The sequence below is a fragment of the Paracoccus aeridis genome, assembly GCF_004923205.2.
Lineage (GTDB): Bacteria > Pseudomonadota > Alphaproteobacteria > Rhodobacterales > Rhodobacteraceae > Paracoccus > Paracoccus aeridis.
The window spans coordinates 369,189-391,603 of record NZ_SELD02000018.1; the positions used below are offsets into that span (position 1 = coordinate 369,189).

General features: G+C 67.7%; 24 protein-coding genes. 12 read left to right on the forward strand and 12 right to left on the reverse strand.

Translation table 11 applies throughout. The features are described from left to right. Positions 1-3: 3 nt before the first annotated feature. The 5 genes from ELI80_RS08525 to ELI80_RS08545 all read right to left on the reverse strand — a co-directional run bounded on the left by ELI80_RS08525 (position 4) and on the right by ELI80_RS08545 (position 2,833). The gene (locus ELI80_RS08525) at positions 4-396 is read right to left on the reverse strand and encodes a succinate dehydrogenase, hydrophobic membrane anchor protein (protein ID WP_136650665.1); all 393 of its coding nucleotides are present in this window, start codon (positions 394-396) and stop codon (positions 4-6) included. Positions 397-411: 15 nt separating this feature from the next. Further along, positions 412-804, reverse strand: a complete 393-nt coding sequence (gene sdhC / locus ELI80_RS08530) for a succinate dehydrogenase, cytochrome b556 subunit (protein WP_136650666.1) — start codon at positions 802-804, stop codon at positions 412-414. A gap of 345 nt (positions 805-1,149) precedes the next feature. Continuing rightward, a complete protein-coding gene (locus tag ELI80_RS08535) occupies positions 1,150-1,356 on the reverse strand; it encodes a DUF1737 domain-containing protein (protein ID WP_136650667.1) in 207 nt (68 codons plus the stop codon). A gap of 12 nt (positions 1,357-1,368) precedes the next feature. Further along, positions 1,369-1,920, reverse strand: coding sequence for an NnrU family protein (locus tag ELI80_RS08540; protein ID WP_136650668.1), 552 nt, complete (start codon positions 1,918-1,920; stop codon positions 1,369-1,371). Positions 1,921-1,975: 55 nt separating this feature from the next. Continuing rightward, positions 1,976-2,833, reverse strand: coding sequence for an HpcH/HpaI aldolase/citrate lyase family protein (locus tag ELI80_RS08545; protein ID WP_201740584.1), 858 nt, complete (start codon positions 2,831-2,833; stop codon positions 1,976-1,978). A gap of 220 nt (positions 2,834-3,053) precedes the next feature. Between ELI80_RS08545 and ELI80_RS08550 the strand changes: the two genes are divergently transcribed. The 3 genes from ELI80_RS08550 (at position 3,054) to sucC (ending at position 6,204) form a co-directional block, all read left to right on the forward strand. After that, a complete protein-coding gene (locus tag ELI80_RS08550) occupies positions 3,054-3,617 on the forward strand; it encodes a YciE/YciF ferroxidase family protein (protein WP_136650669.1) in 564 nt (187 codons plus the stop codon). Between the two features lie 181 nt (positions 3,618-3,798). Beyond that, positions 3,799-4,761 carry a malate dehydrogenase gene (gene mdh, locus ELI80_RS08555; protein WP_136650670.1) on the forward strand — a complete coding sequence of 321 codons (963 nt, stop codon included), beginning with the start codon at positions 3,799-3,801 and terminating at the stop codon, positions 4,759-4,761. Positions 4,762-5,010: 249 nt separating this feature from the next. Beyond that, entirely contained in the window at positions 5,011-6,204 is a 1,194-nt protein-coding gene (gene sucC, locus ELI80_RS08560; protein ID WP_136650671.1) for an ADP-forming succinate--CoA ligase subunit beta, read from the forward strand. A 179-nt stretch (positions 6,205-6,383) separates the two neighbouring features. Here the strand turns inward: sucC and ELI80_RS08565 are convergent, their stop codons facing one another. Further along, positions 6,384-6,656, reverse strand: a complete 273-nt coding sequence (locus ELI80_RS08565; protein ID WP_136650672.1) for a hypothetical protein — start codon at positions 6,654-6,656, stop codon at positions 6,384-6,386. A gap of 64 nt (positions 6,657-6,720) precedes the next feature. Between ELI80_RS08565 and sucD the strand changes: the two genes are divergently transcribed. From sucD to ELI80_RS08605, 8 genes are all read left to right on the forward strand, one after another. Continuing rightward, entirely contained in the window at positions 6,721-7,605 is an 885-nt protein-coding gene (gene sucD, locus ELI80_RS08570; protein ID WP_136650673.1) for a succinate--CoA ligase subunit alpha, read from the forward strand. Positions 7,606-7,717: 112 nt separating this feature from the next. Continuing rightward, positions 7,718-10,690 (forward strand): 2-oxoglutarate dehydrogenase E1 component, encoded by a 2,973-nt coding sequence (locus tag ELI80_RS08575; RefSeq protein ID WP_136650674.1) that lies wholly within the window; start codon positions 7,718-7,720, stop codon positions 10,688-10,690. Continuing rightward, positions 10,687-12,402, forward strand: a complete 1,716-nt coding sequence (gene odhB, locus ELI80_RS08580; RefSeq protein ID WP_136650675.1) for a 2-oxoglutarate dehydrogenase complex dihydrolipoyllysine-residue succinyltransferase — start codon at positions 10,687-10,689, stop codon at positions 12,400-12,402. Before ELI80_RS08575 ends, odhB begins: the two co-directional genes overlap by 4 nt. 333 nt (positions 12,403-12,735) lie before the next feature. Next, the gene (locus tag ELI80_RS08585; RefSeq protein ID WP_136650676.1) at positions 12,736-12,996 is read left to right on the forward strand and encodes a hypothetical protein; all 261 of its coding nucleotides are present in this window, start codon (positions 12,736-12,738) and stop codon (positions 12,994-12,996) included. Further along, on the forward strand, positions 12,993-13,394 hold the full coding sequence (locus tag ELI80_RS08590; protein ID WP_136650677.1) for an MAPEG family protein: 402 nt from the start codon (positions 12,993-12,995) through the stop codon (positions 13,392-13,394). Before ELI80_RS08585 ends, ELI80_RS08590 begins: the two co-directional genes overlap by 4 nt. 79 nt (positions 13,395-13,473) lie before the next feature. Beyond that, positions 13,474-14,859: a dihydrolipoyl dehydrogenase gene (gene lpdA, locus ELI80_RS08595; protein ID WP_136650678.1), complete on the forward strand. Its 1,386-nt coding sequence runs from the start codon at positions 13,474-13,476 to the stop codon at positions 14,857-14,859. Between the two features lie 246 nt (positions 14,860-15,105). Continuing rightward, positions 15,106-16,395 (forward strand): DUF5930 domain-containing protein, encoded by a 1,290-nt coding sequence (locus tag ELI80_RS08600; protein WP_236641390.1) that lies wholly within the window; start codon positions 15,106-15,108, stop codon positions 16,393-16,395. Beyond that, positions 16,385-16,891, forward strand: coding sequence for a bactofilin family protein (locus ELI80_RS08605; protein ID WP_136650679.1), 507 nt, complete (start codon positions 16,385-16,387; stop codon positions 16,889-16,891). Before ELI80_RS08600 ends, ELI80_RS08605 begins: the two co-directional genes overlap by 11 nt. A 57-nt stretch (positions 16,892-16,948) precedes the next feature. Here the strand turns inward: ELI80_RS08605 and ELI80_RS16040 are convergent, their stop codons facing one another. The 4 genes from ELI80_RS16040 to ELI80_RS08620 all read right to left on the reverse strand — a co-directional run bounded on the left by ELI80_RS16040 (position 16,949) and on the right by ELI80_RS08620 (position 19,195). Further along, the gene (locus ELI80_RS16040) at positions 16,949-17,095 is read right to left on the reverse strand and encodes a hypothetical protein (protein ID WP_161596443.1); all 147 of its coding nucleotides are present in this window, start codon (positions 17,093-17,095) and stop codon (positions 16,949-16,951) included. A gap of 72 nt (positions 17,096-17,167) precedes the next feature. Further along, positions 17,168-17,671: a pantetheine-phosphate adenylyltransferase gene (coaD, locus tag ELI80_RS08610; RefSeq protein WP_136650680.1), complete on the reverse strand. Its 504-nt coding sequence runs from the start codon at positions 17,669-17,671 to the stop codon at positions 17,168-17,170. A gap of 93 nt (positions 17,672-17,764) precedes the next feature. Further along, positions 17,765-18,202, reverse strand: coding sequence for a CBS domain-containing protein (locus ELI80_RS08615; RefSeq protein ID WP_136650681.1), 438 nt, complete (start codon positions 18,200-18,202; stop codon positions 17,765-17,767). Positions 18,203-18,268: 66 nt separating this feature from the next. Continuing rightward, entirely contained in the window at positions 18,269-19,195 is a 927-nt protein-coding gene (locus ELI80_RS08620) for a LysR family transcriptional regulator (protein ID WP_136650682.1), read from the reverse strand. A 117-nt stretch (positions 19,196-19,312) separates the two neighbouring features. Between ELI80_RS08620 and ELI80_RS08625 the strand changes: the two genes are divergently transcribed. Next, complete coding sequence (locus ELI80_RS08625; protein WP_136650683.1) at positions 19,313-20,812, forward strand: CoA-acylating methylmalonate-semialdehyde dehydrogenase; 1,500 nt, start codon at positions 19,313-19,315, stop codon at positions 20,810-20,812. Between the two features lie 97 nt (positions 20,813-20,909). Here the strand turns inward: ELI80_RS08625 and ELI80_RS08630 are convergent, their stop codons facing one another. Together ELI80_RS08630 and ELI80_RS16205 are read right to left on the reverse strand one after the other, a co-directional pair. Then, a complete protein-coding gene (locus ELI80_RS08630) occupies positions 20,910-22,190 on the reverse strand; it encodes an NCS1 family nucleobase:cation symporter-1 (RefSeq protein ID WP_201740585.1) in 1,281 nt (426 codons plus the stop codon). Then, on the reverse strand, positions 22,127-22,342 hold the full coding sequence (locus tag ELI80_RS16205; RefSeq protein WP_201740586.1) for a hypothetical protein: 216 nt from the start codon (positions 22,340-22,342) through the stop codon (positions 22,127-22,129). Before ELI80_RS16205 ends, ELI80_RS08630 begins: the two co-directional genes overlap by 64 nt. Positions 22,343-22,415 lie beyond the last annotated feature (73 nt).

Genomic DNA, 22,415 nt, shown 5'->3' on the forward strand with positions numbered 1-22,415 from the left:
CCCTCAGACGATGACGGCGGTCAGCGCCATCCGCGCCAGCGCGTAGCCGGCGGCGGCGATGACGGCCCAGCCGAAGATTTCGGAAAAGATGATCGCGACCTTGCGCTCGGTGTGGCTCAGGTAGTCGTCGATCATGTTCCGGGTGCCCTTCACGAAGTGGTACATGCCCACGATCAGGAACAGCGCGGTGACGATGGCGGGATAGGGCTGGCTGAAATAGGCCAGCACGCCCGCGCGCGGCAGGCCGATGGCGTTGCCCATGACCAGCAGGAACGCGGGCGTCAGGATCGCAAGCGCGACCGAGGTCACGGTCAGGACCCAGTGGTGCAGCGTCCCGGTGGACGGGCCCGCGGCCCCGGTGCCGCGCGCGGCCTTGAGAGGGGTGATGTAGCGCATGGGTATCCTCCGATCTCAGGCCAGGAAGAACAGCAGAAGGCTGATCAGCGTCAGGATCACCGATCCCCAGATGATCGCCCAGCTCGACTTCTGCCCCTCGTCGATTTCCAGCATGTGGCCGGCGTCGTAGAAGAAGTGGCGGATCCCGGCGAGAAAGTGGAACCACAGCGCCCAGAGCGACAGCACCAGCACCAGGAAGCCGAACCACGACCGCAGCACGAAGTCGGCCCAGGCGAAGGCGTGGTCGGACGTGACCGCGGCCACCAGCCACCAGACGATCAGGATGACGCCCGCGAGCATCGCGTGCCCGGTGATGCGGTTCATGATCGATGTCACGGCCGAGATGGGAAGCCGGTAGACCCCGAGATGCGGGGACAGCGGTCGGTTGCCGCGGGGGATGTCACCCATGGGGCGCTCCTGTCGTTGGCGCCCGGACGGCGCTGCGGCGGGCAGCGGAACGGGCTGGCTGGGATTGGGCCGCGCGGTGCGGACGGATCGGCTCTTACCGCTGCCTTATGGCGACTGTCACGCGCCTGCGCCAGTGGTTGCGGCAAAAGCGGCAGAAACGGTGCCTGCGTGATCACCTTTGCCGCTTGCGTGATCACGGTTCCGACTAGGCTGTTCGCGGTCGTGATCACGAGCCTTCCTGATCGGCTCCTCGCGCAGAACACTTCGCCGCTGAGGCATCATCACCCTACAGCACAGGCCGCCAGGCAGCAGATGCAGAATCGGCGGGGCTCCCGGCCCCCATGGTCACTGCTGTCCCAGCTTCATGTCGGGGGTGTAGTCGGCCGCGATCTCCTTCGTCACCGCCTGCGCGCAGCGCATCACGCCGCGGCCCGCGTCGAACGCCATCGTCGGCGCACCGTGCAGGACCCAGCCCTGCGACAGGGCGAGGCTGACCTTGTGGCAGAAGGCCGAGGTATCGTCCTCGGTCAGCAGTCGGTAGATCGTGGCCATGCGAGGTTCCTTTCACATGCCGAAGGGATCGGGGCCGATCCAGCCGTGGACCAGGCCCACGACGACAAAGACGACGACCGTGGCCAGCGCCGAGGTCCATTCCTTGCGGATCGGGACCGGGTGCGCCGGCGGGGTCCAGGGCGCGGTGCGGTTGATCACCGCGATCTCGACCAGCGCCCACAGCAGCAGGCCGCCGAACAGCACGAGGGACGGCAGGTCGCCGTTCACCAGCAGATGCGCGAACGCCCACAGCGAGAAGCCGGTCAGCTGCGGGTGCCGGAAGCGGGTGCCGATCCGGTTCTTCGACCCCGACGACGCGAACAGGTAGAACGCGACCAGCACCAGCAGGTTGTTGATGCCCTTGAGCATCGGCGTCGGCCCCCACCAGATCGTGCCGGGATCGGCGGCCCTGTAGCCGATCACCATCAGCACGATCGACAGGACGAGACCCGCCGTCACCGCCCCCTTGCCGGCCTGCCCCATGCCGGCGCGGGTGCGCGGCGCCACGCGCCTGAACAGGTGGGACGCCCACCACAGGGCTATCCCGAGGATCAGCAGAAGCATGGCGGTTCCTTTCCGTGGCTGTCTGGCTTCGGTCGTGTTCTCGGCGTGGGCGGCGTCAGTCCCGCGCCACGGCGTCCATGGCGGCGATGGCGGCCGCGCGGTCGAGCGTGGCGCGCGCGGTCCGGACGTGAAGGTTCTCGACGATGCGGCCGTCCACGACCGCGACGCCCCTGCCCTGCGCCACGGCGTCGTCGAACGCCTCGATCTGGCGCCGGGACAGGTCGATTTCGTCGGCCGAGGGTGCGAAGACGGCGTTGGCGATGCCGATCTGCGCCGGGTGGATCAGGGTCTTGCCATCGAACCCCATGTCGCGGCCCTGCCCGCATTCGGCGCGCAGCCCCTCGTCATCCCGGAAGGCATTGTAGACGCCGTCCACGATCACGCGCCCATGCGCCCGCGCGGCCAGCAGGCACAGCCCCAGCCCCGCCTGCATCGGCAGCCGGTCGGCGCGGAAGCGGCTGCCCAGTTCCCGGGCGAGGTCGTTGGTGCCCATCACCATCCCCTGCAACCGCGGATGCGCGGCGATGGCGGCGGCGTTCAGCATCCCCGCCGCCGTCTCCATCATCGCCCACAGCGGCGTTTCCGGCACCAGCGCCGCCACCGCGTCCAGATTGGCGGGCGCGTTCACCTTGGGGATCAGCACGGCGTCCGCGCCGCTGGCAAAGGCAGCCGCGTCGTCGCGGCCCCACGGCGTGTCCAGCCCGTTGATCCGCACGATCCGCGCGCGGGCGCCGTAATCCTGCGCCAGCGCGGCCAGCAGAGCGTCGCGCGCCGCCCCCTTTTCGGCCGGGGCGACCGCATCCTCGAGGTCGAAGATGATCGCGTCGGCGGGCAGGCCGCGCGCCTTTTCCAGCGCGCGCGCGTTGGCCGCGGGAAGATACAGCACCGATCGGAACGGTCGTGACAGGCTCATCCTTCGTCCCTTCGGGGTCCGCCGGGATGCTTGCCGAAATCCGCCCCCACGGCAAGGTGGCGGCAGGTCCGCAACCACCGAGCTTTGGCCGGCCGCGCAGGGTGGTGAAATATTTGTTTAAGCCTGCAACGAATTCTGCGGCGGGCCGTTGATGACCGCGCAACATCCCGACCAACGCCCGCAGCGGCGTCCGTCGCAACCGACCGATAGGAACCTACACATGGCACAGCAGGAAAAAGGTCTCGCGGACCTGCTCGAACACGGTCTGAAGGACATTTATTACGCCGAAAAGGCGATCTACAAGGCGCTGCCCAAGATGATCGAAGGCGCCTCGGACGAGGAGCTTCGCGACGCGATCTCCAGCCACCGCGACGAGACCGAGGGCCAGATCGAGACGCTGGAACGCGTGTTCGAGGCGATGGACAAGAAGCCCTCGGGCGAGAAGTGCGACGCGATCGACGGGATCCTGAAGGAAGCCGACTCGCTGCTGAAGGACTTCGGCGGGACGGCTGCGGGCGATGCCGCGATCATCTTCGCGTCGCAGGCGGTCGAACACTACGAGATCACCCGCTACGGCAGCCTGCGCACCTACGCCGAGCTGCTGGGCCTGGACGACGTGGCCGAGATGCTGAACGAGATCCTGGAACAGGAAGTCGCGGCCGACGAGACCCTGTCGGACCTGGCCGAGGACCGCATCAACGAGGATGCGGTGGGCGAGTCCGACGAGGAGGAAGCCGACGAGGACGAGGACGAGGATGAGGACGAGGACAAAGACGCGCAGTGATGCGCGCCCCTCTCCCCAAGGTGTAACTGTTGACGATCGCGCGGCCCGCCCCACCCGGCGGGCCGTTTTACATCCGGCGCGGGGGCGTGCCGCCATCCGCCTGCATCCATCCGCATCCGCCTTGCGAACGCCGGGTCAAAGGACTAACCCGCCTCGCAAGCCAAACCTGACGGAGGATTCAATGGCTCGTCCCAAGATTGCCCTGATCGGCGCCGGTCAGATCGGCGGCACGCTGGCGCACCTCGCCGCCATCAAGGAACTGGGCGACGTCGTCCTGTTCGACATCGCCGAAGGCACCCCCCAGGGCAAGGCGCTCGACATCGCCCAGTCCGGCCCGTCGGAAGGCTTCGACGGCAGCTTCAAGGGCACCAGCGACTACGCCGACATCGCCGGCGCCGACGTCTGCATCGTCACCGCGGGCGTTCCGCGCAAGCCGGGCATGAGCCGCGACGACCTGCTGGGCATCAACCTCAAGGTTATGAAATCCGTGGGCGAGGGCATCAAGGCGCACGCCCCCGATGCGTTCGTCATCTGCATCACCAACCCGCTGGACGCGATGGTCTGGGCGCTGCGCGAGTTTTCCGGCCTGCCGCACGAGAAGGTCGTGGGGATGGCCGGCGTGCTGGACAGCGCGCGCTTCCGCCACTTCCTGTCGCTCGAGTTCGGCGTCTCGATGCGCGACGTGACCGCGTTCGTTCTGGGCGGCCACGGCGACACGATGGTGCCGCTGGTCCGCTATTCGACCGTCGGCGGCATCCCCCTGCCCGACCTGGTCAAGATGGGCTGGACCACGCAGGACAGGCTGGACGCCATCGTCCAGCGCACCCGCGACGGCGGCGCCGAGATCGTGGGCCTGCTCAAGACCGGCTCGGCCTTCTACGCCCCGGCGACCTCGGCCATCGAGATGGCGGAAGCCTATCTCAAGGACCAGAAGCGCGTGTTGCCCTGCGCCGCCTATGTCCAGGGAGCCTATGGCCTTGACGGGATGTATGTGGGCGTCCCGACCGTGATCGGCGCGGGCGGCATCGAGAAGGTGATCGAGATCGAACTGAACGGCGACGAGCAGGCGATGATGCAGAAGTCCATTGACGCGGTGAAGGGCCTGGTCGAGGCCTGCAAGGGCATCGACAGCACCCTGGCCTGACCGGCGGCGAGGTCCCCAAGGCTCAGGGCCGCCCCTTCCGGGGCGGCCCTTTCCTTTGGTGCGGACAAACGGAAGGATCGTTTGCCCGAAGCACGGCATGCAAAGGCACATTAACACCGTGATCACACGCGCCGGGCCTGTGATCACGGAACCGGGAAAAAGCGCAGCCCTGCCCCAAAAGCCGAACGCGCGGCTTTGCTTTGCACGCGCGTTCTGGCACAGGAACGCCAGTTTCCTTGCGAGGTTCCCATGAACATCCACGAATACCAGGCCAAGGCGCTGCTGAAGCAATACGGCGCGCCGGTGTCCGAAGGCCGCGCGGTCCTGAACGCCGACGAAGCCGAAGCGAAGGCGCGCGAGCTGCCGGGTCCGCTTTGGGTCGTCAAGTCGCAGATCCACGCGGGCGGCCGCGGCAAGGGCCGGTTCAAGGAAGCGCAAGCCGGCGAGAAGGGCGGCGTCCGGCTGGCCAAGTCGGTGGACGAGGTCGTGGAAAACGTCCGCCAGATGCTGGGCGCGACGCTGGTGACGCACCAGACCGGCCCGGCCGGCAAGCAGGTGAACCGCATCTACCTGGAAGACGGCTCGGACATCGCGCGCGAACTGTATCTCGCGCTGCTGGTGGACCGCTCGTCCTCGCGCATCAGCTTCGTGGCGTCCACCGAGGGCGGCATGGACATCGAGGAAGTCGCGGCCTCGACGCCCGAGAAGATCGTCAGCTTCTCGGTCGACCCCGCCTCGGGCCTGTCGGACTTCCACGGCCGCCGCGTGGCCTTCGCGCTGGGGCTGGAAGGCGACCAGGTCAAGCAATGCGTGGCGCTGGTGAAGCTGCTCTTCAAGGCCTTCGTCGAGCGCGACATGGAGATGCTCGAGATCAACCCGCTGATCGTGACCGAACAGGGCCAGCTTAAGGTCCTGGACGCGAAGGTCAGCTTCGACAACAACGCGCTGTACCGCCAGAAGGACGTGATGGCCCTGCGCGACGAGACCGAGGAAGACCCCAAGGAACTCGAGGCGTCGAAATACGACCTGAACTACATCGCGCTGGACGGCGAGATCGGCTGCATGGTGAACGGCGCGGGCCTCGCGATGGCCACGATGGACATCATCAAGCTGTATGGCGCGGAACCGGCCAACTTCCTCGACGTCGGCGGCGGCGCGACGAAGGAAAAGGTGACCGAGGCGTTCAAGATCATCACGAGCGATCCGAACGTGAAGGGCATCCTGGTCAACATCTTCGGCGGCATCATGCGCTGCGACATCATCGCGGAAGGCATCATCGCCGCGGTGAAGGAAGTCGGGCTGAAGGTTCCGCTGGTCGTGCGGCTGGAAGGCACGAACGTGGAGCTGGGCAAGAAGATCATCGCCGAAAGCGGCCTGAACGTGATCGCGGCGGATGATCTGCGGGACGGGGCCGAGAAGATCGTGAAGGCGGTCAAGGGCTGATGGGTGACTCGCCGTCAGAGTATCTGTACCGGTCGGATCTCAAGCGCAGCCATGAATTGGCACTTGAATTGATGTCCTATGGTTCGACGTTATACCCGGCGTTTGATGGCACTCTGTCTACGGCGATCTCTATCGTAATTCGCAAACTAACTGAATTCGCCCCCTCTGCGAGGCGCATTCTACATATCGAAATTCCTGACGCTAAGACGCGAGAGGAACTTGCCACGACCAATCCAAGGTTCAAAACCGAAGGCCATCGGTATCCATATACTCAACTGCCAGTTATATGGGCGTTGAACGGGATCATTCACGCGAATGATCTTTGGATCAATCATCTTCATGATCCAGAGAATCGTGCGTGGCAGCCAAGCGGAGCCTTTCACTTGGTTGGGTTTGGCTTCGAGACAGATCAGCGTCGTGTCGAGCATGTCGATTTGTTTTCGTTTGCTCATGGATTCCTCTCGCGGCCAGGACGATACATGAACGATTTTTTCGATAGAAAGGGGAGAGGCTGAAATGGCCATTCTCGTCGACAAGAACACCAAGGTCATCACCCAGGGCATCACCGGCAGCCAGGGGACCTTCCACACCGAGCAGGCGATCGCCTATGGCACGCAGATGGTCGGCGGCGTGACCCCCGGAAAGGGCGGCACGACGCATCTGGACCTGCCCGTCTTCAACTCGGTCCACGAGGCCGTGGAGAAGACCGGCGCGAACGCGTCGGTGATCTACGTCCCCCCGCCCTTCGCGGCGGACTCGATCCTGGAAGCGATCGACGCGCAGGTGCCGCTGATCGTCTGCATCACCGAGGGCATCCCCGTGCTGGACATGATGAAGGTCAAGCGCGCGCTGGAAGGCTCGTCCTCGCGCCTGATCGGGCCGAACTGCCCCGGCATCATGACCCCCGACGAATGCAAGATCGGCATCATGCCCGGCTCGATCTTCAAGCGCGGCCGCGTGGGCGTGGTCTCGCGTTCCGGCACGCTGACCTACGAGGCCGTGAAGCAGACCTCGGACGTGGGCCTCGGCCAGTCGTCGGCCGTCGGCATCGGCGGCGACCCGATCAAGGGGATGGAGCATATCGACGTGCTCGAGATGTTCCTCGCCGACCCGGAGACCGAGTCGATCATCATGATCGGCGAGATCGGCGGCGCGGCCGAGGAGATGGCGGCGCAGTTCCTCGCGGATGAAAAGAAGGCCGGCCGCTGGAAGCCGACCGCGGGCTTCATCGCGGGCCGCACCGCGCCCCCCGGCCGCCGCATGGGCCATGCCGGCGCGATCGTGTCGGGCGGCAAGGGCGACGCGGACAGCAAGATCGCGGCGATGAAGGAAGCCGGGATCGTGGTCGCCGACAGCCCCGCGGGCCTGGGCGAGGCCGTGCTGAAGGCGATGGGCCGGTAAGGCCGTTGAACGACGACCCGCCCCCCATACTTAGGGGGCGGACGAACGACAGGGTGCCGGGCCACCGTCCGGCACCGTTTCACAATTCACATCGGGTCAGGGCCCTCGTGCAATGAACGACCAATCCCCCAACGACGCCTTCCGCGACAGCTCCTTCCTGCAAGGCGCGAACGCGGCCTATGTCGAGCAGCTCTACGGCCAGTGGGCGAACGATTCGGCGGCGGTCGATGCCGCCTGGGACGAGTTCTTCCGGGGCCTGGGCGACGAGCAGGCGGCCGTCGCGCGCGAGGCGTCGGGGGCGAGCTGGGCGCGGGCCGACTGGCCGCCGATGCCGTCGGACGAAAACACCGCCGCGCTGACCGGCGAATGGCCGATGGCGTCCGATGCCGTCGCCAAGGAAGCCATCCGGAAGATCACCGAAAAGGCCGAGGAAAAGGGCGTCACCGCGACCGAGGAGCAGCTGCGCCGCGCCGTCCTCGACAGCATCCGCGCGCTCATGCTGATCCGCGCCTACCGGATCCGCGGCCACCTGTTCGCCGACCTCGACCCGCTGGGGATGCGCGAAGTGCCCCCCCTGGGCGAGCTGGACCCCGCGACCTACGGCTTCAGCGCCTCGGACCTGGACCGGCCGATCTTCATCGACAACGTGCTGGGGCTGCAGGTCGCCTCGATCCGCCAGATCGTCGAGCTGATGAAGCGCACCTACTGCGGCACCTTCGCGCTGCAGTACATGCACATCTCGGACCCCGAGCAGGCGTCTTGGCTGAAGGAGCGGATCGAGGGCTACGGCAAGGAGATTGCCTTCACCCAGGAAGGCCGCAAGGCGATCCTGAACAAGCTGGTCGAGGCCGAGGGCTTCGAGAAGTTCCTGCACGTCAAGTACATGGGCACCAAGCGCTTCGGCCTCGACGGCGGCGAGGCGCTGATCCCGGCGATGGAACAGATCATCAAGCGCGGCGGCGCGCTGGGTGCGAAGGAAGTCACGATCGGGATGCCGCACCGCGGCCGCCTGTCGGTGCTGGCCAACGTGATGGGCAAGCCGTTCCGCGCCATCTTCCACGAATTCCAGGGCGGCAGCTACAAGCCCGAGGACGTGGACGGGTCGGGCGACGTCAAGTACCACCTCGGCGCCTCGTCCGACCGCGAGTTCGACGACAACACCGTCCACCTGTCGCTGACCGCGAACCCGAGCCACCTGGAAGCGGTGGACCCGGTCGTCCTCGGCAAGGCCCGCGCCAAGCAGGACCAGCTGAACGACACCGCCGACCGCTCGTCCGTGATCCCGGTCCTGCTGCACGGCGACGCGGCCTTCGCGGGCCAGGGCGTCGTGGCAGAGTGCCTTCAGCTTTCGGGGATCCGCGGCCACCGCACCGGCGGCTGCATCCACATCGTCGTGAACAACCAGATCGGCTTCACGACGGCGCCGAGCTTCAGCCGCACCTCGCCCTACCCCACCGACATCGCCCTGATGGTCGAGGCGCCGATCTTCCACGTGAACGGCGACGACCCGGAGGCGGTCGTCCACGCCGCCAAGGTGGCAACCGAGTTCCGGCAGAAGTTCCACAAGGACGTGGTGCTCGACATCATCTGCTACCGCCGCTTCGGTCACAACGAAGGCGACGAGCCGATGTTCACGAACCCGGCGATGTACAAGCAGATCAAGGGCCACAAGACCACGCTGCAGATCTACACCGACCGGCTGGTGAAGGACGGGCTGATCCCCGAGGGCGAGATCGAGGACATGAAGGCCTCGTTCCAGGCGCACCTGAACCAGGAGTTCGAGGCGGGCAAGAACTTCAAGCCGAACAAGGCCGACTGGCTGGACGGGAAGTGGTCGGGCCTCGGGCCGGAAAGCACCGAATACGTGCCCGGCGACACCGGCATCGCGCCCCAGACGATGGCCGAGATCGGCGCCGCGCTGACCCGCGTGCCGGACGGGTTCGACATGCACAAGACGGTGACGCGCCTTCTGGACGCCAAGCGCGCCATGTTCGAGAGCGGACAGGGCTTTGACTGGGCGACGGGCGAGGCGCTCGCGTTCGGGTCGCTCCTGACCGAAGGCAACCCCGTCCGCCTGTCGGGGCAGGACAGCACCCGCGGCACGTTCAGCCAGCGCCACTCGGCCTTCGTCGACCAGACGACCGAGGAACGCTACTACCCGCTGAACAACATCCGCGAGGGTCAGGCCCGCTACGAGGTCATCGACTCGATGCTGTCGGAATACGCGGTGCTCGGGTTCGAGTACGGCTACTCGCTGGCCGAGCCGAAGACGCTGACCCTGTGGGAGGCGCAGTTCGGCGACTTCGCCAACGGCGCGCAGATCATGTTCGACCAGTTCATCTCGTCGGGCGAGAAGAAGTGGCTGCGGATGTCGGGCCTCGTGATGCTCATGCCGCACGGCTACGAAGGCCAGGGGCCGGAACACTCCAGCGCCCGGCTGGAACGCTGGCTGCAGATGTGCGCCGAGGAGAACTGGATTGTCGCCAACCTGACGACGCCCGCCAACTACTTCCACATCCTGCGCCGCCAGCTGCACCGGAAGTTCAGGAAGCCCCTGGTGCTGATGACGCCGAAGTCGCTGCTGCGCCACCCCATGGCGGTCAGCTCGGCCGACGAGTTCACCACCGGCTCGACCTTCCACCGGGTGCTGGCGGACGACGCCGAGCGCGGCAAGACCGACTTCCAGCTTGTCGCCGACGACAGGATCCGCCGCGTCGTGATCTGCTCGGGCAAGGTCTACTACGACCTGCTCGCCGCACGGAACGAAGCGGGGCTGAGCGACGTCTACCTGCTGCGGCTGGAACAATTCTACCCGTTCCCCAGCCAGTCGATGTCGAAGGAGCTCGAGCGGTTCAAGAACGCCGACGTGGTCTGGTGCCAGGAAGAGCCCAAGAACCAGGGCGGCTGGTCGTTCGTCGAGCCGAACCTGGAATGGGTGCTGGACCGGATCGGCGCGCGCGCCAGGCGCGCGAGCTATGCGGGCCGCCAGGCCGCCGCGTCGCCCGCGACGGGCCTCGCATCGCGCCACAAGGCTGAACAAGAAGCGCTGGTGAACGCCGCGCTGGGACTGGAGAAGCAAGCATGACCACCGAAGTCCGCGTCCCCGCTCTGGGTGAAAGCGTCACCGAAGCCACCGTCGCCACGTGGTTCAAGAAGCCCGGCGACAGCGTCGCGGTGGACGAGATGCTGTGCGAGCTGGAAACCGACAAGGTCACGGTCGAGGTCCCCTCGCCCGCAGCCGGCGTGCTGGCCGAGATCGTCGCGGCCGAAGGCACGACCGTCGGCCCGAACGGGCTCCTGGCGCAGATCGGAGAGGCGGGCGCCGCCTCGGCCGGCGCGACCGCTGCCGCCGCGTCCACCCCTGCCCCGGCCGAGGAACCCCAGCCCGCGCAGGCCGGCTCGGGCTCGGGCCGGTCGGTCGACGTCATGGTCCCCTCGCTCGGCGAAAGCGTGACCGAGGCGACCGTCGCCACCTGGTTCAAGAAGGCCGGCGACAGCGTCACGCAGGACGAGATGCTGTGCGAGCTGGAAACCGACAAGGTCTCGGTCGAGGTGCCCGCCCCCGCATCCGGCGTCCTGGCCGAGATCCTGGCCGAGGAAGGCGCGACCGTCGACGCGAAGGCCCGCCTTGCCGTCATCACCGAAGGCGGGGCTTCGGCTGGCACGTCTTCGGCAGGTGCGGGCGATGCGGCCGGCGCGGTCGCGGCTTCCGGCGCGGGCGCCTCGTACGAACAGGGCGCCCAGGGCGGCAACCCGGTCGGCTCCGCCTCGGGGGCCGAGGACGGGGTGTCCGCCGGCGCCGTCGGATCGCCCGGCGCCGGGCCCGAACAGATGCTGCCCCGCACGGGCGGGCGCACCGATGTCGAGGATGCGCCGTCCGCGAAGAAGGCGATGGCCGAAAAGGGCGTGTCGCGCGACCAGGTGCAGGGATCGGGCAAGGACGGCCGGGTGATGAAGGAAGACGTCGCCCGCGCCCCGCAGCCCTCGAACGCGCAACCCTCGAACGCGCAGGCCTCGAACGCGCAACCCGCCGCGAAGCAGGCTTCCGCACCCGCCCCGGCGCAGGCGCCCCGCGCGCCCTCGAACGCCGAGGACGCGCGCCGCGAGGAACGGGTCAGGATGACGCGCCTGCGCGCCACCATCGCCCGCCGCCTGAAGGACGCCCAGAACACCGCCGCGATGCTGACCACCTACAACGAGGTGGACATGTCGGCGATCATGGAACTTCGGAACGCCTACAAGGACTCCTTCGAGAAGAAGCACAAGGTGAAGCTCGGCTTCATGTCGTTCTTCGTGAAGGCCTGCAGCCACGCGCTGAAGGAAGTGCCCGAGGTCAACGCCGAGATCGACGGCCAGGACGTCGTCTACAAGAACTTCGTCCACATGGGCGTCGCGGTGGGCACGCCCACCGGCCTGGTGGTCCCGATCGTGCGCGACGCCGACCAGAAGTCGTTCGCGCAGATCGAGAAGGAAATCGGCGAGCTCGGCGCGCGGGCGCGCGACGGCAAGCTGACCATGGCCGACATGCAGGGCGGGACCTTCACCATCTCGAATGGCGGGGTCTACGGCTCGCTGATGTCCTCGCCCATCCTGAACCCGCCGCAGTCGGGCATCCTGGGGATGCACAAGATCCAGGACCGGCCGGTGGTGGTGAAGGGCGAGATCGTGATCCGCCCGATGATGTACCTGGCGCTGAGCTACGACCACCGGATCGTGGACGGCAAGGGCGCGGTGACGTTCCTGGTGCGCGTCAAGGAAGCTCTGGAAGACCCGCGGCGGCTGCTGATGGATCTGTGAACATGGCGGGCGGGCGTTCGCCGGGGCCAGCCCCGGCCGACGCCCGCCCGGCTGATGTCCGCGCGGGCAAGCGCGGATAGTTCACGGGCAAGCCGGCAGGTGGCGCGGGGCGTCCCGGTCGCGCCAGACCGCGGCATCGTTTGGCGTGGGACCGGACGCGATCCCGCTGTCCCCCGAGCCTGCCATCCGGGTATTTCCAAGTTCGGAAATCTTCGTGTCTGCGATGTTGCCGTCCGTAGAGAAGCCCCGAAAAAGAACCAGCTGTTCATCACCGCCAACTTTTCTTTCACGACTTTCCCGGATAACACCTTCCATGACCCGAGGAGGCACGCGATGACCACCCAGCTTCTCGCCCGCTATGATTTCACCGACCATGCGAAGTTCCGCGCCGCCTTCGACGCCGATGCCGAGGATCGGGGCCACGCCTCGCTTTCCGTGCTGCAGGTCTGGCGCGAGGGCGCGGGCACCGCATGGGTGCTCTACCAGGTCGCCGATCCGGCGCGGGCACGGGCCTATCTCGACGGCGCGCAGCAGCTCTTCGCGTCGCAGGGCAGCGTGACCGGATCCGAGTTCCACATGCTCGAGACCGCATGAAGCCGGCCCTCACGCCCGAACTCACCGTCCTCGGCCTCGCCGCGATCCTGCAGGCGGTCCAGATCGCCATCGCGGCGTGGTCGATGAACCGCGACGGGCTGTCGAAATGGAACGCCGGCCCGCGCGACGCGCAGCCCGACTTCTCGCCCCTCACCGCCCGCCTCCGTCGCGCGGTCGACAACCACTTCGAGGCGCTGGCGTTCTTCATCATCGCCGTGGTGCTGGTGCAGTCGACCGGATCGAACAGCCGCCTGACCGCGACCTGCGCCTGGATCTATCTCGCGGCGCGCGTGCTCTACATCCCCGCCTACGCCTTCGGCTGGACGCCGTGGCGCTCGGTGATCTTCGGCCTGGGCTTCGCGGCCACCATGACCATGATCCTGACCTCGCTCTTCTGATATCTTCTGTCTGCAAATATCCCGCGGGGTCCGGGGGCGCGCAGCCCCCGCCTGCCCGCCCAGAACAAAGGACGCCCCCATGTATGATCTGATCGTCATCGGCGCCGGCCCCGGCGGTTATGTCTGCGCGATCCGCGCGGCGCAGCTCGGCCTGAAGGTCGCCTGCGTCGAGGGGCGCGAGACGCTGGGCGGCACCTGCCTCAACGTCGGCTGCATCCCGTCCAAGGCGCTTCTGCACGCGTCCCACATGGCCCACGAGATGCACGAGAACTTCGCGACGCTCGGCCTGATGAACGCGCATGCCGACATCGACTGGGACCGGATGCTCGCCTACAAGTCCGAGACGGTGGCGACGAACACCAAGGGCATCGAGTTCCTGTTCAAGAAGAACAAGATCGACTGGCTCAAGGGCTGGGCGGAAATCACCGCGCCGGGCAAGGTCAGGGTCGGCGACACGACGCACGAGACGAAGAACATCGTCATCGCCTCGGGCTCGGTCCCGACCGCGCTGAAGGGCGTGACAGTGGACAATGACGCCGGCGTGGTGGTCGATTCGACCGGCGCCATCGCGCTGAAGAAGATCCCCGAAACCATGGTCGTGATCGGCGCGGGCGTGATCGGACTGGAAATCGGGTCGGTATACAACCGCCTCGGGACCAGGGTCACGGTCGTGGAATACCTGGATGCGATCACCCCCGGCATGGACGGCGAGGTGCAGAAGCAGTTCCAGAAGATCCTGACCAAGCAGGGCTTCAAGTTCATCCTCGGCGCCGCGGTCTCGGGCGTCGAGGTCGCGGACGGCCGCGCGACCGTCAGCTACACGGCGAAGAAGGGCGGCGACCAGAAGCTGGAGGCCGACGTCGTGCTGGTCGCGACGGGCCGGCGCCCCTACCACGACGGCCTCGGGCTCGACGCGCTCGGCGTGAAGCTGACCGAGCGCGGGCAGATCGGGATCGACAGCCATTTCGCGACGTCCGTCCCCGGCGTCTACGCCATCGGCGACGCGGTGCCGGGCCCGATGCTGGCACACAAGGCCGAGGACGAGGGGATGGCCGTGGCCGAGGTCATCGCCGGAAAGCACGGGCACGTGAACTACGACGTGATCCCCGGCGTCATCTACACGACGCCGGAAGTCGCCAGCGTCGGCATGACCGAAGAGGCCGCGAAGGCGTCTGGCCGCAAGGTCAAGGCCGGCAAGTTCCCCCTGATGGGAAACGCCCGCGCCAAGGCGATGCTGCAGGCCGAAGGCTTCGTGAAGCTGATCGCCGATGCCGACACCGACCGGATCCTCGGCGCGCACATCATCGGCCCGGGCGCCGGCGAGATGATCCACGAGATCTGCGTCGCGATGGAGTTCGGGGCGGCCGCGCAGGACGTCGCGCTGACCTGCCACGCCCACCCGACCGTCAGCGAGGCGGTGCGCGAGGCGGCGCTGGCCTGCGGCGACGGCGCGATTCACGTCTGATCTCCAGATCGGCGCGCCGGACGCTGCGGGCGGACCGGCGCGTCAAGCTGTTTGGTGCCAGGGCGCCGCAGCACCACCGCATCTGGTTCCATGCGGTCGGCGGTAAACCGCCAGTTGAAGCGACATTCCGCGCAGAATTTTTCCGTTATTTGAATCTTTGTTGCCTTGCGGGCACAGGTTCCGTCATTCCGGGGCATCCCGAACCGGCCCCCCGGGCCGCTTCGTCCCTTCTGAAAGGTAGGACACGTGCTGCACAGTCTGTCGAACCGCATGAACGCCGCGCTCGGTCGCTTTCTCCCCGAACAGCGGCTGTTCCTGAAGTCCGATCAGACCACGCGCTTCGTCCGCCTGTCGCCGATGACGCAGGCCACCGCCCTGGGCGGCACCGCGATCGTGCTGAGCTGGGCGATCCTGGCCAGCTCGATCCTGGTCACCGACGCCGTCAGCGTGGGCGCCACCGGGCAGGCGGGAACGCGCGCCGCGTTCGAGGACCGGCTGAACGCTCTTGCCGCCGAACGCGACGCCCGCGCGGCTGACGCGCAGGCCGCGCAGGAGCGCTTTGCCACCGCGCTTGGCCAGGTGTCGCAGATGCAGACTCAGCTCCTCGCCTCGGAAGAACGCCGGCGCGAGCTGGAAGCGGGGCTGGGCGTGGTGCAGGCGTCGCTTCACGATGCGCTCGCGCAGGGCCAGGCGCAGGGGACCGCCGTGGCCGATGCGGCCGCGCCTGCCGCCGACCGTGCGCAGGAAGTCACCGCGGCGCTCGACATCCTGTCGGGCGAACTGAAGTCCGCCGCCGTCCGCCAGACCGAGGCGGAGGTCAAGGCCGCCGAGGCGCAGCGCGTGGCGGACGCGGCCACGACCGAGCGCGACCAGCTCGTCGCCCGCAACGACGAGATCTTCGCGCAGCTGGAAGACGCGGTGGAGATGTCGGTGAAGCCGCTCGACGAGATGTTCCAGAACGTCGGCGTCGACGGCGAGAAGCTGCTGGAAACCGTGCGCGAGGGCTATTCCGGCCATGGCGGCCCGCTGACGCCGATGGGCTATTCGACCCGCGGCAACGCCGAGATTTCCGAATCCGAAGCGCGGGCGCAGGAAATCGTCGTGTCGCTGGACAAGGTGAACCGCTACCGCATCGCGGTCAGCAAGCTGCCGCTGGCGATGCCGGTCAAGAGCGCGTTCCGCTATACCTCGGGCTTCGGCCCGCGCTGGGGCCGCAAGCACGAGGGCATCGACATGGCCGGCCCCGTCAGCACCCCGATCTACGCCACCGGCGACGGCGTCGTGATCTACGCCGGCTGGCAGAGCGGCTACGGCAATCTCATCAAGATCAAGCACGAGCTGGGGACCGAGACCCGCTACGGCCACCTGTCCAAGATTCGGGTCAAGGTCGGGCAAAAGGTGTCGCGCAACAGCCTCATCGGTGATATGGGCAACACCGGCCGCTCGACCGGGCCGCATCTGCACTACGAGGTGCGTGTGGACGGAAAGGCCGTGAACCCCATGAGCTTCATCAAGGCTGCAGAGAATGTTTTCTAAGACCCGCGTGACCGAGCCCGGCCCCCGTAGCCAACCGACGAACACCTACGAAACGGAAAGCAGCCGCACGATGGACACCGGATACGACCTGCCTGCAGCCCCGACCCGCCGTACCGGACCTTCGGTGCTGTCGTCCGACCTGACGGTCAAGGGCGACATCCACACCCAGGGCGACGTCCAGATCGAGGGCACGGTCGAAGGCGACATCCGCGCCCACCAGCTGACCGTCGGCGAAAGCGCCACCATCCGCGGCGAGATCGTGGCCGAGGAAATCATTGTGAACGGCCGCGTGGTCGGGCGCGTCCGGGGCCTCAAGGTCCGCCTGTCGGCCACCGCCCGGGTCGAGGGCGACATCGTCCACAAGACAATCGCGATCGAATCCGGGGCGCATTTCGAAGGCTCGGTCCAGCGCCAGGAAGACCCGCTGGGCGCCGGCCAGACCCCGAAGCTCGCCGCCCCCGTCTACCTGGACGACGAGGCCGACGAGAACGTCTGAGCCGAACCTTCCGGCTGACGAAAAGGGCGCCGCTGCGGCGCCCTTTCTGATTTTGCGCTAGACCGCCGGTCGCGCGGCGGGTTCCGGCCGCGGCCCCGGGGAGGGATCGGGCGACGGGTCGGGCGACGGGTCCGGCATCGGCGGCCGGGTCGGGTCGGGGAACGGCGTCGGTTCGCGCAGGCCGCGGATCGTGTCAGCTGTCATCTCGCGTCCTTTCAGTCACCCGGGCAGTTGACGAGGGCCAGTCACGGACAAATTGCAAAGGCCCGCGAGTGGTCACGCGCGCTGCGGGTTGAACCGGGCGCGCAGGGATTCGTTCACGGCGGGCGTCACGAACTTGCTGACGTCGCCGCCGAGGCGGGCGATTTCCTTGACCAGCTTCGACGCGATCGCCTGGCGGCGCGCGTCGGCCATCAGGAACACCGTCTCGACGCTGGCGTCCAGCGCGCGGTTCATACCGACCATCTGGAACTCGTATTCGAAATCCGCCACCGCGCGCAGGCCGCGCACGATCAGCTGCGCCCCCACGTCGCGGGCGCAGTCGATCAGCAGGTTCTCGAACGGGTGGACGACGATCTCGCCGCCGAACCTGGCCGTGATCGCGCTGCACTCGGCCTGAACCATGGCCACCCGTTCCTCCAGCGGGAACAGCGGCCCCTTGTCGCGGTTGATCGCGACGCCGATCACCAGCCTGTCCACCAGCACCAGCGCACGCTGGATGATGTCGACATGACCCAGCGTGATCGGGTCGAATGTGCCGGGATAAAGGCCGATACGCATCACTGTTCCCCATGCCGTCCGGGACGAAGTGGCACCACAAACGCGGCGATCATGCAAGCGTGATGCCGCAGCGCGGCGTCGGGACGGGCGGCCTCAGCTGCCCATGATCATCCCGGTCAGCGCTTCCTTTTCCGACGCGAGTTCCTTCAGCCGGGCCGAGACCGCGTCGCCGATCGACACGACGCCGACCATGCGGCCGTCCGCATCGACCACCGGCAGGTGGCGGAAGCGTCCCTCGGTCATGCGTTCCAGCACCGCCAGCGCGTCGTCGGCGCAGACGCAGGTCGCGACCTTGCGCGTCATCAACTCGCCGACCGGGCGCGCCATCGGGTCGCCGCCGCGGGCAAGTTCGCGCACGATGTCGCGTTCCGACAGGATCCCTTCGGGCGTGACCCCGTCGGTCGTCACGACCACCGCCCCGATCCTGCGCTGCGCCATCACCTCGACCGCGCGCGAGACGGGATCGCCCGGCGATACCGTCTCGACGTGATCCGGGCCGGACTTCATCGCGAGAATCTGCTTGACGATCATGGCGGTCTTCCCTTGTCGCAGCCGGAAAGGCGGCTGCCTTTCAGCTTGACGCGAGTTTTCCCTGCGTCAAGTCCCCTGCGCCCGGCCTTCCACGCCTTCGGACCGGGCGACCTCGCCCTCCAGCCGCGCGACCTCGCGGCGGACGGCGGTCGTGACCTCCTCGGTCAGGCGGGTCAGGCGGCCGGACCGCTTGTCGTCGGCGTGGCGGATCAGCCAGAACGCGCGGCTGAGCGACACCTCGCCCGCCAGGACCCGCCGGACACCGGGCGCGAAGCGGATCGCGAAATCGTGGACGATCCCGATCCCCCCGCCCGCGCGGATCGCCTGCATCTGCACGCTGACCGAGTTCGAGGTCAGCGCCGCCCCCTCGGCCCCCGTCTCGGCGAGGTAGTCGAGCTCGCGGTCGAAGATCATGTCGGCGATGTAGCCGATCATCCGGTGCCCGCGCAGGTCCGCGCGCCGCGCGATCGGCGGGTGCCGGGCGAGATAGTCGCGGTGCGCGGCAAGGTGCAGGCGGTAGTCGGTGATCTTCTGCACCACCGCGCGCCCCGTCTGCGGCGGGCTGACGGCGATCGCCATGTCCGCCTCGCGCCGGGTCAGGTTGAAGACGCGGGGCAGCGCGACGATCTGCACCTCGAGCCCCGGATGGTCGCGGCACAGCCCCGCCGCGACCTGCGGCAGCAGGTAGTTCGCGCAGCCGTCGGGCGCGCCGATCCTGAGTTGCCCGGTCAGCGCGCCGGGCTGCGCCAGCGCCTCGCCCGCCTCCTGCGCCGCGCGCTCGGCCGCCTCGGCCGGGGGCACGAGGCGCTGCCCCTCGGGCGTCAGCGCATAGCCCTGCGGCGTCTTGGCGAACAGGACCCGGCCCAGCCCGCCTTCGAGCCGCGCGATCCGCCGACCGACGGTGGATGCGTTCATGCCGAGACGCGCGCCGGCCCGCGACAGGCTTTCCGTCCGCGCCACGGCAAGGAACACGCGCAGGTCGTCCCAGTCCATGCTTCGCCTCTCGGCCCCCTGCAATCGTGCAAAACGCTTTTGCCGGATCGTCGCTTTACCCCGGCAGTTCCGCAAGGCCATGATGCGCGCGAAACCGCAGACAGGAAGGGGGTCGCCATGCGCGCCATTCACCACTGGATCGACGGCAAGCTCACGCCCGGCACGTCGGGCCGCACCGCCGACGTCTACAACCCGGCCACCGGCGAGGTGCAGGCCAAGGTCGATCTCGCCACCCGCGCCGAAATCGACGCCGCGATCGCAAGCGCGGCCGAGGCGCAGGTGAAGTGGGGCGCCACCAACCCGCAGCGCCGCGCGCGCGTGATGATGAAGATGGTCGACCTTCTGAACCGCGACATGGACCGGATGGCCGAGATGCTGTCGTCCGAACACGGCAAGACCTTCCCCGACGCCAAGGGCGACATCCAGCGCGGGCTGGAGGTGATCGAGTTCGCCATCGGCGCGCCGCACCAGCTGAAGGGCGAGTTCATCGACGGCGCCGGCCCCGGCATCGACATGTATTCCATGCGCCAGCCGCTGGGCGTCGTGGCCGCCATCACGCCCTTCAACTTTCCCGCGATGATCCCGCTGTGGAAGCTCGGACCCGCGCTCGCGTCCGGAAACGCGGTGATCCTGAAGCCGTCCGAGCGCGACCCGACCGTGCCGAACATGATCGCCGAGCTGTTCAAGGAAGCGGGCCTGCCCGACGGCGTCCTGCAGGTCATCCACGGCGACAAGGAAGCGGTCGACGCGCTCTTGGACAGCGACGTGATCCAGGCCGTCGGCTTCGTCGGATCGACCCCGATCGCGCAGTACATCTATGAACGCGCGGCCCAGACCGGCAAGCGCGCCCAGTGCTTCGGCGGCGCCAAGAACCACATGATCATCATGCCGGACGCCGACCTCGACCAGGCCGCCGACGCGCTGGTGGGCGCAGGCTACGGCGCCGCGGGCGAACGCTGCATGGCCGTGTCGGTCGCCGTTCCCGTGGGCGAGGAGACCGCCGACCGCCTGATCGAGAAGCTGGTGCCGCGGATCGAGAAGCTGAAGGTCGGCCCCTGGACCGCGGGCAACGACGTGGATTACGGCCCGGTGGTGACCAAGGCCGCGAAGGAAAACATCCTGCGGCTGGTGGAAACCGGCGTCGCGCAGGGGGCGGAGCTGGTCGTCGACGGCCGCGACTTCAGCCTGCAGGGCTACGAGGACGGGTTCTTCGTCGGCCCCCACCTGTTCGACCGCGTCACGCCCGACATGGACATCTACCGCACGGAAATCTTCGGCCCGGTCCTGTCCACCGTCCGCGCCGCGTCCTACGAAGAGGCGCTGAAGCTGGCGATGGACCACGAATACGGCAACGGCATCGCGATGTTCACCCGCGACGGCGACACCGCCCGCGACTTCGCCAGCCGCGTGAACGTGGGCATGATCGGGATCAACGTGCCGATCCCGGTGCCGCTGGCGTATTTCACCTTCGGCGGCTGGAAGAAGTCGGGCTTCGGCGACCTGAACCAGCACGGCCCCGACGCCTTCCGCTTCTACACCCGCACCAAGACGGTGACGAGCCGGTGGCCTTCGGGGATCAAGGAAGGGGCGGCCTTCAACTTCAAGGCGATGGACTGACCGACCTGCCGGTCCCTGGGCTTCGGGCCCCGGACCCCGGGACAGCCCAGGGAAAGGAAGACGGGGGCGGTCCGCGCCGCCCCCGCCCCCGCCCGCGTCACACCGCGTCCCCGCGCCGCATCATCCAGTAGCTGGCGCCGCCGATCAGCACGCCGAAGAACCAGCCATAGGTGCCCCACCACGCCGGCAGGACGCTGGTGAAGGTCGGCAGGATGGACGAGAACACCATGCCCACGAACAGCGCCAGGAAGGCCTTGCCGTGAAAGCCGCTGCCGAACCGAAACTCGCCGTTCTCGCGGTAGAGGTCGGCCACGTTCAGCCGGGTGCGGCGGATCAGGTAGTAGTCCACCATCATGATCCCGAAGATCGGACCCATGGTCGAGCCGATGAAGTTGACGAACCGCGCCGCCCCGGTGTCCCACGGCGCCCACGGATACAGGACCAGCGCGATGGCCGCGGCGATCAGCCCGCCGCGCTTGAAGTCGATGCGGCGCGGCGCCGCGTTGGAAAAGTCGAACGCCGCCGAAACGAAGTTCGCCACCACGTTGATCCCCAGCGTCGCCACTACGAAGGTCAGCGCCGCCAGCAGCGCCAGGAACCAGCTGTCGAACTTGGCGCTGATCTGGTCGGGGTGCAGCAGCACCTCGCCATAGACGTGGAACGCCGCCGTGGTGGTGACGCCCGCGACCAGGCAGAAGGCCAGCAGGTTGACCGGCAGGCCCCAGATGTTGCCCACCCGCAGCGCCCGTTCGGACGTGGCGTAGCGCGAGAAGTCGCAGAAATTCAGGTACAGCGCGGCGAAATACGTGATCCAGGTCGCCGCCACCGCCATCAGCGTCGGCAGGCTGCCGGGCGGCGTGGTGATCCCCGCATCGCGGGTCGCCGCGATCAGCACGTCCTGCGGGATCTCCGAGCCGAAGCTGAAGCGCAACGATTTCACGACCAGATAGATCGCCAGGATCAGCATCATCAGCCAGACCGCCGGGCCGGCCCAGTCCTGGAACCTGCGCACCGTTTCCATTCCGCGCTGGATGATCAGCAGCTGCGCCGACCAGACGAGGACATAGCAGATCACCTCGAGCGTCGAGTGGCCGAGCATGTGGCTCGACTTGTGGAACTCGAGCATCCCGGGCCAGCGGATCATCAGCGCCACCAGCGCCCCCGAGGCTGCCGCCGTCTGGGCGCCGTACCAGAAGCAGGCCACGAGGCCCCGCACCAGCGCCGGGATGTTCGCGCCGAACGTGCCGAAGGACGACCGCGCCAGCACCGGGAACGGCACGCCTGTCCTGACCCCCGCCACGCCCACCAGCGTCATCAGCCAGTAGATGACCAGCGACCCGGCCCGATCGCCAGAACGAAGTTCACGAAGTTCCCGCACAGCAGGAACAGGCTGGCGGCCAGGTAATAGCCCCACAGCGAATGCACGTCCGAGGTCCAGACGTTGAAGATGGAAAAGGCGCCCCAGCGCCTGTCCTCGGCTGGTGCGAGATCTTCGTTGTACAGCGCCGGAGAGGCGCCCTCGATACGCATGGTCAGGTTCCTGTTCTTGTTTCGTTGTCGGTTTTCATCAGACGCGCCCGGGCGGCCCGCTCGCGGCCCGGTC

Bases quoted from the DNA above. Each gene is read 5' to 3' on its own strand.
- sdhC (WP_136650666.1), bottom strand. From the start codon at position 804: ATGGGTGACATCCCCCGCGGCAACCGACCGCTGTCCCCGCATCTCGGG.
- coaD (WP_136650680.1), bottom strand. From the start codon at position 17,671: ATGCGTATCGGCCTTTATCCCGGCACATTCGACCCGATCACGCTGGGT.
- ELI80_RS08525 (WP_136650665.1), bottom strand. From the start codon at position 396: ATGCGCTACATCACCCCTCTCAAGGCCGCGCGCGGCACCGGGGCCGCG.
- ELI80_RS08565 (WP_136650672.1), bottom strand. From the start codon at position 6,656: ATGAGCAAACGAAAACAAATCGACATGCTCGACACGACGCTGATCTGT.
- ELI80_RS08590 (WP_136650677.1), top strand. From the start codon at position 12,993: ATGAAGCCGGCCCTCACGCCCGAACTCACCGTCCTCGGCCTCGCCGCG.
- ELI80_RS08605 (WP_136650679.1), top strand. From the start codon at position 16,385: ATGTTTTCTAAGACCCGCGTGACCGAGCCCGGCCCCCGTAGCCAACCG.
- ELI80_RS08540 (WP_136650668.1), bottom strand. From the start codon at position 1,920: ATGCTTCTGCTGATCCTCGGGATAGCCCTGTGGTGGGCGTCCCACCTG.
- ELI80_RS16205 (WP_201740586.1), bottom strand. From the start codon at position 22,342: ATGCGTATCGAGGGCGCCTCTCCGGCGCTGTACAACGAAGATCTCGCA.
- mdh (WP_136650670.1), top strand. From the start codon at position 3,799: ATGGCTCGTCCCAAGATTGCCCTGATCGGCGCCGGTCAGATCGGCGGC.
- ELI80_RS08545 (WP_201740584.1), bottom strand. From the start codon at position 2,833: ATGAGCCTGTCACGACCGTTCCGATCGGTGCTGTATCTTCCCGCGGCC.
- odhB (WP_136650675.1), top strand. From the start codon at position 10,687: ATGACCACCGAAGTCCGCGTCCCCGCTCTGGGTGAAAGCGTCACCGAA.
- ELI80_RS08550 (WP_136650669.1), top strand. From the start codon at position 3,054: ATGGCACAGCAGGAAAAAGGTCTCGCGGACCTGCTCGAACACGGTCTG.
- ELI80_RS16040 (WP_161596443.1), bottom strand. From the start codon at position 17,095: ATGACAGCTGACACGATCCGCGGCCTGCGCGAACCGACGCCGTTCCCC.
- lpdA (WP_136650678.1), top strand. From the start codon at position 13,474: ATGTATGATCTGATCGTCATCGGCGCCGGCCCCGGCGGTTATGTCTGC.
- ELI80_RS08625 (WP_136650683.1), top strand. From the start codon at position 19,313: ATGCGCGCCATTCACCACTGGATCGACGGCAAGCTCACGCCCGGCACG.
- ELI80_RS08615 (WP_136650681.1), bottom strand. From the start codon at position 18,202: ATGATCGTCAAGCAGATTCTCGCGATGAAGTCCGGCCCGGATCACGTC.
- sucD (WP_136650673.1), top strand. From the start codon at position 6,721: ATGGCCATTCTCGTCGACAAGAACACCAAGGTCATCACCCAGGGCATC.
- ELI80_RS08575 (WP_136650674.1), top strand. From the start codon at position 7,718: ATGAACGACCAATCCCCCAACGACGCCTTCCGCGACAGCTCCTTCCTG.
- sucC (WP_136650671.1), top strand. From the start codon at position 5,011: ATGAACATCCACGAATACCAGGCCAAGGCGCTGCTGAAGCAATACGGC.
- ELI80_RS08585 (WP_136650676.1), top strand. From the start codon at position 12,736: ATGACCACCCAGCTTCTCGCCCGCTATGATTTCACCGACCATGCGAAG.
- ELI80_RS08535 (WP_136650667.1), bottom strand. From the start codon at position 1,356: ATGGCCACGATCTACCGACTGCTGACCGAGGACGATACCTCGGCCTTC.
- ELI80_RS08620 (WP_136650682.1), bottom strand. From the start codon at position 19,195: ATGGACTGGGACGACCTGCGCGTGTTCCTTGCCGTGGCGCGGACGGAA.